This window comes from Aestuariivirga sp. (assembly GCF_020252405.1).
Lineage (GTDB): Bacteria > Pseudomonadota > Alphaproteobacteria > Rhizobiales > Aestuariivirgaceae > Aestuariivirga.
In genome coordinates this window covers 1-9954 of sequence record NZ_JADCDA010000061.1, presented here as the reverse complement: position 1 = coordinate 9954, position 9954 = coordinate 1, and the positions used below count along the sequence as shown (strand labels likewise).

At 64.0% G+C, this 9954-nt stretch carries 9 protein-coding genes and 1 pseudogene; 6 read left to right on the top strand and 4 right to left on the bottom strand.

The annotated features are described in order from the left end of the window. A partial coding sequence (locus IOC69_RS09805) for a BLUF domain-containing protein (protein ID WP_290543367.1) occupies positions 1-441 on the top strand: 441 nt, incomplete at its 5' end. On the opposite strand, the gene IOC69_RS09800 is transcribed toward IOC69_RS09805, so the two are convergent. Both IOC69_RS09800 and IOC69_RS09795 read right to left on the bottom strand, forming a co-directional pair. Further along, positions 438-1217 (bottom strand): DNA-formamidopyrimidine glycosylase family protein, encoded by a 780-nt coding sequence (locus IOC69_RS09800; protein ID WP_290543366.1) that lies wholly within the window; start codon positions 1215-1217, stop codon positions 438-440. The genes IOC69_RS09805 and IOC69_RS09800 overlap by 4 nt on opposite strands. Then, positions 1210-1977 carry a TIM barrel protein gene (locus IOC69_RS09795; RefSeq protein WP_290543365.1) on the bottom strand — a complete coding sequence of 256 codons (768 nt, stop codon included), beginning with the start codon at positions 1975-1977 and terminating at the stop codon, positions 1210-1212. The genes IOC69_RS09800 and IOC69_RS09795 overlap by 8 nt, the downstream gene beginning before the upstream one ends. Before the next feature lie 97 nt (positions 1978-2074). Here IOC69_RS09795 and IOC69_RS09790 point away from each other — a divergent pair. Continuing rightward, positions 2075-2632 (top strand): annotated as a pseudogene (locus IOC69_RS09790) (IS630 family transposase); the annotation flags it as partial. A 43-nt stretch (positions 2633-2675) separates the two neighbouring features. On the opposite strand, the gene IOC69_RS09785 reads toward IOC69_RS09790, so the two are convergent. Together IOC69_RS09785 and IOC69_RS09780 are read right to left on the bottom strand one after the other, a co-directional pair. Next, positions 2676-3791 carry a class I SAM-dependent RNA methyltransferase gene (locus tag IOC69_RS09785; protein WP_290543364.1) on the bottom strand — a complete coding sequence of 372 codons (1116 nt, stop codon included), beginning with the start codon at positions 3789-3791 and terminating at the stop codon, positions 2676-2678. 68 nt (positions 3792-3859) lie between these two features. After that, a complete protein-coding gene (locus IOC69_RS09780; protein WP_290543363.1) occupies positions 3860-4612 on the bottom strand; it encodes a creatininase family protein in 753 nt (250 codons plus the stop codon). Between the two features lie 100 nt (positions 4613-4712). Here IOC69_RS09780 and ugpC point away from each other — a divergent pair, with 100 nt between their 5' ends. The 4 genes from ugpC to IOC69_RS09760 all read left to right on the top strand — a co-directional run bounded on the left by ugpC (position 4713) and on the right by IOC69_RS09760 (position 9804). Further along, complete coding sequence (gene ugpC / locus IOC69_RS09775; RefSeq protein ID WP_290543362.1) at positions 4713-5774, top strand: sn-glycerol-3-phosphate ABC transporter ATP-binding protein UgpC; 1062 nt, start codon at positions 4713-4715, stop codon at positions 5772-5774. 330 nt (positions 5775-6104) lie between these two features. Continuing rightward, positions 6105-7751 carry a sugar ABC transporter substrate-binding protein gene (locus tag IOC69_RS09770; protein WP_290543361.1) on the top strand — a complete coding sequence of 549 codons (1647 nt, stop codon included), beginning with the start codon at positions 6105-6107 and terminating at the stop codon, positions 7749-7751. A gap of 74 nt (positions 7752-7825) precedes the next feature. After that, complete coding sequence (locus IOC69_RS09765) at positions 7826-8935, top strand: carbohydrate ABC transporter permease (protein WP_290543360.1); 1110 nt, start codon at positions 7826-7828, stop codon at positions 8933-8935. Then, positions 8935-9804 (top strand): carbohydrate ABC transporter permease, encoded by an 870-nt coding sequence (locus tag IOC69_RS09760; RefSeq protein WP_290543359.1) that lies wholly within the window; start codon positions 8935-8937, stop codon positions 9802-9804. The genes IOC69_RS09765 and IOC69_RS09760 overlap by 1 nt, the downstream gene beginning before the upstream one ends. Positions 9805-9954: the final 150 nt, after the last annotated feature.

Sequence of the window (9954 nt, the reverse complement as noted above, 5' to 3'; positions counted from 1 at the left end):
TTGAATTTCAAGATGATCGTCCGCTGTGTCTATGCCAGCCGCGCCGCCACGAGCCTCACCAGCGCGATGGTGGAGGACATCCTCGAAAAGTCGCGCGGCCACAACCCGGCGAGCGGGATCACCGGAATCCTTTGCTACAGCGGCGACGTCTTCATCCAGGTGCTGGAAGGCGGGCGCGACGAGGTGTGCGAGCTTTACAACGCCATCGTCCGCGACGGTCGCCACACCCATGTGCGCCTCCTCGCTTTCGACGAAATCCGCGAGCGCAAGTTCTGCAACTGGACCATGGGCCACGTCGACCTCTCCAAGGTCAATCCCGGCCTGCTGCTGAAATACGGGGAGCGCGCCGTGCTCGATCCCTTCGCCAGCTCCGGCTCCGCCACCCTGGCGCTGCTCGACGAACTGGTCGCCACGGCGACCGTCAGCACACGCCTGGCTTAAGGTTTCGGCTGACAGGCGGTACAGGCGAAGGCGCGGCGGCCTGCGATCTCGAAGGCGGTGATCGGCCCGCCGCAGGCGGGGCAGGCGTCCTTGGCGAAGATGTTCACACGTTCGCCATAACGGCTTTTCGATTTCTTCATTCCATCGACCGTGATGATGGCGTTGGACTTGACGCCGAGGGTGAGCAGCGACACGGCATCGGCCCAGATTCGGTCAAAGGCCTCGCGCGGTAGGAGGCTGCCCGGACGATCCGGGTGGATGCGTTGCCGCCACAGAATCTCGCTGCGGTAGATGTTGCCGATCCCCGCCATCACCGACTGGTCCATGATGAGCTGGCCGATGGATGCGCGGCTTCTCGAAATGCGCTGCCATGCGCGTTCGGGATCTGCATCGGCGCGCAGCACGTCCGGCCCGATGCGGCTCACCAGGGCCGCGGCCCCGCCCGTGTCCAGCACTTCGCAGCTGTTCGGGCCGTTGATGTCGACGGTATGCGTGCCGCTCATCATGCGCACGCGCACTTCACCTTTCGGTTCCGCCGCGGGGCGCCTGGCGCAGCGGAAGCGTCCGAAAAGTCCAAGGTGAATATGCAGGCTGAGTTCGCCGAAGCGATAGAGCAGGTGCTTGCCATGGGCGTCGATGCCAGTGCAGCGCCGTCCATCGAGCCGCGCCGCGCCAGCCATGAAGCGGCCCTGCGGCGAAGACACGTCCAGCGCCTGGCCCACCAGCATCGGCCGCTGGTCACGCGCGGCGCGGTGGATGGTGTGGCCCTCAGGCATTCCGGAACCAGCCGAGCCCTTCCGCGGTGCCCGCCGCGGGGCGGTATTCGCAGCCCACGTAGCCTCCATATCCAAGCTGATCGAGGTGGCGGAAGATCCGCGCATCGTCCAGCTCGCCGGTGCAGGGTTCGTTGCGCATCGGCACCGAGGCGGCCTGCACATGACCGGTGAACGGCAACATTGCATCGAGCCCCCTGGTCACGTCGCCATGCAGGATCTGGCGGTGATAGATGTCGAACTGGAGCTTGAGATTGGGCAGCGCCAGCTCGCCGATGAGCTCCGCCGCGAAGGTGAAATCGTTGAGGAAATAGCCCGGCATGTCCCGCCCGTTGATCGGCTCGATGAGAATGTCGATGCCGAGTGGACCTACGGTGGCGCAGGCATGGCGGATCGCCGCCTTGTAGGCCGCCAGCGCATGCGGGTCTTTGCGGTCGCCATGGCCGCTCATCAGGTGCAGGCGCCTGACGCCGGTGGCCCTGACATGGGGTATCGCCCGCTCCAGCGAAGCGCGGAACTCCGCCGCGCGCTCCGGCCGGCAGGCAAGGCCGCGATCGCCCTTGTCCCAGTCTCCCGGCGGCAGGTTGAACAGCGCCGGGGTGAGCCGCGAGGCCTCAAGGCGGCGGGCAATCTCCTCCGCCGGAAAGGCATAGGGAAACAGAAATTCGACCGCGGTGAAGCCATGGCCGGCGGCTGCGGCGAAGCGGTCGAGGAAATCCCACTCGGTGAACATCATCGAAATATTGGCGGCAAATTTCGGCATGGGCGTCCCCCGCTGCGGCTCACAGGCTTCCGCTGCTCATCCTAAAGCATTTTCAGGTCAAGTGGACACCGGTTGACCGTCGAAAATGCTCTGTCGCCGTCATGGAACCACCTCCCTGTTCGCCGCACTCGACATTGCCAGAGGGGCGCTGATCGGGCGGTGCTTCCCGCGTCATCGCGCCGACGAATTCCGCGCATTCCTTGATCGGATCGAAGCCCAGGTCCCGCCCAATCTCGACGTTCACATCGTCATGGACAACTATGCAACCCACAAGACGGCCCTGATCCGCAACTGGTTCGTCAAACGCCCGCGCTGGCATGTCCACTACACGCCAACCGGAGCATCCTGGATCAATCAGGTCGAGCGCTTCTTCGCCCTCATCACCAACGACTGCATCCGCAGAGGCATTCACCACTCCACAGCCGCATTGGAAGACGACATCCTCACCTTCATCAAAACACATAACGAAAAGCCCAAACCCTTTGTATGGACAAAGTCCGCAGATGACATACTCGCCGCCATCAAACGTTTCTGCCTCAGACAAAATCAAATCGACAAAACTTCAGAAACGGAACATGCGCCAGATATATGCTTGAGCATGATCTTGTCGCAAAAGCGGTTCTATTTTTGCGGATCATGCTCTGTAGGACTTTAGTCCAATTCCGGTCCTTCAGCGGGAAAGGACGCGCGAGGACGCTTCAGGGAAGCGGTGCCGTGCGGTGGAGCATTACGCGCAGGCCGCCGTGGAGGACGGGCGGCGCGGTCGGAAGAAATGGCAGGGCGGTCGCCCGCGCCAATGATGCCTCCGTGGTGACGAGACCAACGCGCCAGCCGGAGAAGCGCTCTCTCAGCACCTGGCCCAGTGCGCCGTAGAGCGCGAAGAGCGGCTTCCTGTCGCCGATGCGCGCGCCATAGGGTGGGTTGACGATGACGAGGCCGGGCGGGCCTTGCGGCGGCACGAAATCGCTGACCGGCTGCTGCTTGAACTGCGTGAAGGCGGAGACCCCGGCGCGCTTCGCGTTCTCCGTTGCCATGCGGATCGCGCCCGCATCGCGGTCGCTGCCGAAGAAGGAGACGGACGGAACGCGCGGTTGGGCCGCGGCCTTCATCCTTTCCCACGCCACGGCATCGAAGGTGGCGAGCTTCTCGAAGGCGAAATGGCGGGTGCGGCCGGGATTGAGATTGGCCGCGATTTCGGCGGCCTCGATGACGAAGGTGCCGGAGCCGCACATCGGGTCCACCACCGGCTCATCTCCCGTGAAGCCGCAATGGCGCAGGAAGAGAGCCGCAAGCGTTTCACGCAAGGGCGCCTTGCCCACACCCTGCTTGTGGCCGCGCTTGTGCAGGGACTCGCCCGAACTGTCGATGCTCAGTGTACAGAGGTCATCCTCGATGCGGGCCTTGACGGCGACGTCCGCCGCTTCGTCGATGGCCGCGCCGAATTCCTCCGCGATGGCGCGCGCGATGCGCTGGGCGGCAGCGCCCGAGTGATAGATTTTCGACCGCGAGCAGCTGGCCTCGACGCGCACCGGCACGTCCCTGCGCAGCACGTTGCCCCAGGGAAATTGCCGCGCGTGTTTGTCAAGCTGTGCGAGGTGCGTGACGCGGAAGGAACCGATGCGCGCCAGCACATGGCCGCAGCCGCGGAGCTCGAGATTGGCGCGCCACACGTCCTTCCATGTGCCCTTGATCTGAACGCCGCCCGCCACCTGCTTTGCCGCCTTGAAGCGGTGCTGGCGCACTTCATCGTAGAGAGCAGTTTCGAGCCCCGGCGGGGCCATCAGGAAGATGTCGAAATCGGGTGGCGTGGCCATGCCGAGCGCTTATCGCGAAAGCCGTGGCAGGGCGACTGTTTTCCAACGGGACTGAACGGCCGGCTGCGTCAATCGCGGGGCGGCAGGCCCAGAACGCGGCGCATGTGGGCGAGGATGAGGTCGCGCCCGCGGGCGCCGGTTTCCTCGCAAGCCTGGCGCGCCGTGGCGGTGTACCAGCGCGCGTCATCGAGCTTCGCCATGTCGACGGCCTCGGGGCACAGGTTGAGCATCAGCGAGGTTTCGCCCTCGCCCGCATGATCGAAGGGATATAGGCCCATCGTCTCGCGCGTCATCAGCGGGTGGATCTTGATCCAGTTGAAGGGATCGCTGCCCCCCGCCTGCTGCGCATAGTAATCCGCCATCTTCGCATCGCCCCACCAGCCCTCGCCGCGCGTCTTCTCGAGGAAGGCGAAGATGGACTGCCGCGCCCCGAATTTGAAGGCAAGATCAGTGGGCATGCCGGTGGCGAAGTTCTCCGTCTGGTGATGGATGAAGGCGTGGATATTGCGGAAGCCAACGCGCAGGAGACCGGTGAACAGCTCGCGCGCGAAGGGGTGGAGGGCGGTCGAATCGACCTGCACCGAGCCCGTGCCTTCCGGCGGCTCCACCGCATAGCTCGCCGCGCCATAATAGAAGGGCGGCAGGATGACGAGCTCCGCTTCCTTCTCGATGAGGTCCAGCGCGCGGGTGACGGCGAGCGTATCCATGCCCACGGCCATGTGCTCGCCGTGATATTCGAGAACGCCGAGCGGCAGCACGACCGGAGTGTTGGCGGCAATGGCCGCGCGGATCTGGTGGGGGAGCATCATTTCATAGCGCATGGGCGGTCCTCACGAGGCACTCGACGGGCTTCGAAACCTGCCTTACTCTCCACACCCGACGAGCGGGGCGCAAGACCCCGCACTCTCAGGGGGACGGGACTTGGCTTCGGTCGACATCATTGACGTGCGCAAAAGCTATGGCGAGCAGGCGGTGATCCATGGCGTGTCGATCCCCATCGCCGACGGCGAGTTCGTGGCGCTCGTCGGCCCTTCGGGCTGCGGCAAGTCCACGCTCTTACGCATGATCGCGGGTCTGGAGGAGATCAACGGCGGCGCCATCAGGATCGGCGAGAAAGTGGTGAACGGCCTGCCGCCCAAGGACCGCGACATCGCCATGGTGTTCCAGAACTATGCGCTCTACCCGCACAAGACGGTGGCGGAGAACATGGGCTTCGCGCTGAAGCTGAGGAAAACGCCCAGGGCCGAAATCGACGCCCGGGTGAGGCGCGCGGCCGAAATCCTCGACCTCATGCCCTATCTCGGCCGCTATCCGCGCCAGCTTTCGGGCGGCCAGCGCCAGCGCGTGGCCATGGGCCGCGCCATTGTGAGAGCACCCCAGGTGTTTCTGTTCGACGAGCCCTTGTCCAACCTCGATGCCAAGCTGCGCGTGCAGATGCGCGCCGAGATCAAGGAACTGCACCAGCGGCTGAAAACCACCACCATCTACGTCACCCACGACCAGGTGGAGGCCATGACCATGGCCGACAGAATCGTGGTGCTGCATGACGGCATCGTGGAGCAGATGGGCTCGCCGCTGGAGCTTTATGACCGGCCGGTGAACCTCTTCGTCGCGGGCTTCATCGGTTCGCCCGCCATGAACATGTTCAGGGGCACGATCCGCGGCGGGGCCGCGCCGCATTTCGAGGCGGCGGACGGCACGAAGCTGCCGCTCGCGTCAGCCCCGGCCGGTTCCGATGGGCGCGCGGCGGTCTATGGCATAAGGCCGGAACATCTGGTGCTGGGGGGCGAGCTCCGCCCGCAGGTGACGGTGATCGAGCCCACCGGCTCCGAAACGCAGGTGGTGGCGAAGCTGGCGGGCGAAAAGATCACCGGCGTGTTCCGCGAACGCGTGAACGTGGCGCCGGGGGAGGCGATCGCCATGTCGCCCGATCCCTCGCTGGTGCATCTCTTTGATGCGAAGACAGGGCAGCGGATAGCGTAATCGTCCGTGCGGGCTTTCCCAGAGTTCATCATCGCCGGGCGTGTCCCGGCGATCCTTTTCTGGCGGCCGGGAAAAGGATGCCCGAGACAAGCCCGGGCATGATGAGCGAGAGGAGTATAACGGCTTGTGCGCTGCACATATTGCGGTGCACGACAAGTTGTGACCGGCAGGCGTGTTTCGCGCCTGCCCTTCGTTGACATTGCAAATCGCTGTTGCATAGTCGGCGCAGCGTTCCACCACGACCCCTGCGGGCTTCCTGAAACAAGCCAGGCAGCCGGGAGAAATATCGCCACAACCTGCAACGGACGCTCTTAGGGAGGACCCAAGGACATGAGAACAGATATTTACAACTACATGCTGAGCCGCCGCGCCATGCTGAAGGGCGCGGCCGGGGCGGCCGCCATGGCCGCCGTGGGCGGCCCGGCGCTGAACGTTTCCACCGCTTTCGCGCAGGATGACCTGCGCGCCGCCATCCTGAGGATCCCCGGCGTGGGCAAGGGCCAGCCGACGGATGCCGACTGGCAGAAGGTCGGCGAGATGACCCTTGGCCCGACGAAGCAGAACGTGCAGGAGGGCGAGTTCAAGGGCGTCGAACTGTCGTTCATGGGGCTCAACAACCAGAACGTCCATAACGTGCTGTTCCGCGGCCTGTCCAAGGCCTGGGCGGATTACACCGGCGCCACCATCAACTGGATCGACCTGGCGCAGGCCGACTACAACGCCCGCCTGCAGCAGTCGATCGCCACCGGCACGGTGGACTTCGACGTCATTGAAATGGGCGCTCCCTTCGAGGGCGACGTCTGCGGCAAGGGCCTTGCCTCCGAGATGCCGGACTGGGTGGCCAAGCAGATCGACATGGACGACTATGTCGGTTACCTCAAGGCCCCCGTCGGCACCTGGGACGGCAAGACCTATCGCGTCTCCTGCGACGGCGACTGCCATAACTTCAACTACCGGTCCGACGTGTTCGAGAACGCCGCTCTTGCCGAGGAGTGGAAGAAGGCCGGCGGCCAGGGCGACTGGAAGGCGCCGCGCACCTGGCAGGACGTCAATGCCGCGACCAAGTTCCTGAAAGGAAAGCAGATCGACGGCCAGGACCTTTATGGCTATCTGGACCCCGCTAAGGGCTGGGGCGGCTTCGGCTTCTATTTCCTCGGAAGCCGCGCCACGGCCTATGTGAAGCATCCGGACTCCAAGGCCTTCCTGTTCGAGCAGGACACGATGAAGCCGATGGTCAACAACCCGGGCTGGGTGCGCGCCATTCGGGACGTGCTGGACTGCCTGCCCTTTGAGCCGGCCGACCAGCTCAACGCCGACCCCGGCACCACGGGCTTCCAGCAGTTCCTCGCCGGAACGGGCTCCATGCTCTCCTGGTGGGGCGACATCGGCTCGAACGTCAACACCAACGACAGCTCCGTCATCCAGGGCAAGACGGCCTTCGACATCCTGCCCGGCTCGCCGGACGTCTACAACCATGCCGCCGGCAAGTGGGAGACGCTTGCGTCAGGCCCGAACTACGCGCCGAACATGGCCTATATCGGCTGGGGCATCTATGTGATGGCCCGCGTCGATTCCGACCCGAAGAAGCAGAAGGCGGCCTGGTCGCTCGCCGCGCATCTGGGCGGCAAGGACATATCGCTGTGGATGGCGGCCTATCCGTCAGGCTTCCAGCCCTACCGCCAGAGCCACTTCAACATTCCGGAGTGGGTGGGCGCGGGCTATGACGAGAAGTTCATCGCGAACTATCTCGCCTCGCAGGCCAATTCCTACAACCACCCCAATGCCGCGATCGAGCCGCGCATCCCCGGCATCTTCCAGTATTATTCGGAAGCCGAGGATATTCTCTCCAGCATCTACGCCGGCAAGATGACGGCGCAGGCGGGCGCGGACGCCATCGCCGCCGCCTGGGAGAAGCGCACCGACCAGCTCGGCCGCGAAAACCAGATCAAGCTCTACAAGAAATCGCTCGGCATGTAAGCCGCGGTCCGGGGCCGGCAGCGCACCATGCTGCCGGCCCTTTTTGTTTCTCCGAAAGGCGCGGCTTCCGCAGCATGAATTCCGTTTCCACCGCATCCGGCATCGAGGCCGTCGAGCAGCATGTCCCGCCGAAGCGCCGGCGCCTGGGGACCCTGCTGATCCGCGGCGCAACGCTGCTGCTCTGCGCGATTGCGGCCGTCCAGCTTCTTTATGCGATGGGCTATCTCTCCTGGGGTTTCGCCAACTGGCAGCCGGTGTTCATCGCTTACATCCTATGGAGCGCCGCCTTCTGCTCGGGCCTCGTGCTGCGCGACGGCGAGGCGGGCTGGCGCGCGGTGTTCGTGCTGCCGGCCCTGTTTTTCACCCTGGCGCTCGTCATCTTCCCCACCTTCTTCGGCTTCTACATCGCGTTTTCCGACTGGAACCTGCAGTCCGCCGGCGGGCGCAGCTTCAACGGGCTCGACAACCTCCGGCAACTGATCGGAGACCCCTATTTCTGGAACGCGCTCGGCAACATGGTGTTCTATGTGGCCACCGTGACCGTGCAATATGCGATCGCCTTTGGCCTTGCCATGCTGCTCAACGCCGGCATCAAGGCGCAGAAATTCTTCCGCGTCGCCTTCCTCCTGCCCTTCATGCTGTCGCCCGTGGCGGTGAGCTGGATGATCGGCAAATCGATGCTGGAATACCGCTTCGGCCCCGTCACCAACCTGCTGCGCGAACTGGGCTGGAGCCAGCCCACCCTGCTCACCTCGCCCTGGCTTGCCAAGACCACCATCGCGCTGATGGATGCCTGGGTGTGGATCCCCTTCATGATGATCATGATCCTCGCAGGGCTCCAGGCGCTGCCCAAGGACGTGCAGGAGGCGGCCAAGGTCGACGGCGCCACCGGCTGGCAGGGCTTCTGGCAGATCACCTTCCCGCTGATGCTGCCGGTGTCCGTCACCACGATCGTGCTGCGCGTCATCTTCCAATTGAAGCTCGCCGACATCGTGATCAACACCACGGCCGGCGGACCGGGCGGCGCCACCGACACGATCTCAAGCTACATCTTCCGCGTCTACAAGGACCGCTCCAACGTCGGTTATGGCACGATGATCGCCGAGGTCTATCTGATCCTCATCATCATTTTCGTGGCGCTGCTGCTCAAATTCACCAGCCGCTACATGCAGAGGGCGGTGTGATGCCCCATGCCCTGAAGCGGACCCTTATCTACGCCGCGCTCATTCTCTGGACGGTCATCGCGCTGTTCCCGATCTTCTGGACCTTCACCACCACCTTCAAGGTGGCGAAGGACGTGCAGCTGGGCAACATCATCCCCTGGGTGGACTATACGCCCAACTGGCTGGGCCTGCGCGCCATCGGCCTCTCGCCCGACACGATCCTCACCGAATCGACGCCGCGCGCCGAATTCATCAAGCGCTTCTGGAACTCGATCCAGGCCTCCGTTGGCGCCTCCGTGCTGGCGCTGATCCTGGGCTCCATGGCGGCCTACGGATTAAGCCGCTTTTCCTATCGCTGGAAAATCTGGAGGAACCGCGACATCTCGTTCTTCTTTCTGTCGCAACTCATCCTGCCGCCTGTCGTGCTCGCGATGCCGTTCCTCGTGCTCTACAAGGAACTGGCGCTGCTCGACTCGATGGTGGGGCTGATCCTCATTTACACGCTGTCGGTGCTGCCCATTGTCATCTGGATCATGAAGGACCAGTTCGACACCATTCCGCAGGAGCTGGAGCAGGCGGCCCTCGTGGATGGCTGCTCCACCTGGGGCGCCTTCTTCCGCATCATCCTGCCGATCGCGCTTCCCGGCATGGTGGCAGCCTTCATCCTCTCCGTCATCCTGTGCTGGAACGAATATTTCTTCGCGGCACTTCTCACCTCGAGCTATGCCAAGACGCTGCCGGTGATGGTGGCGAGCCAGACGGGCTCTCAGGGGATATCGTGGTGGTCGATGGCCGCACTCTCATCCGCCGCCATCCTGCCGCTGATCGTCATCGGCATCTTCCTCGAGCGCTATATCGTGAAGGGATTGACCTCGGGGGCGGTGAAGTAGTCACAGAAACCGCTTCGCCGCCGGATAAAGGCCGCGGAACACCGCGTGCCTTCGTCTTCTCCCGCTCCTTCAGCGGGAGAAAAAGGGACCCGTTGCGTGCGCAACGGGGAGATGAGGGGGATGTCGGCTGAAGGTGTGGAGTTCGTGTCA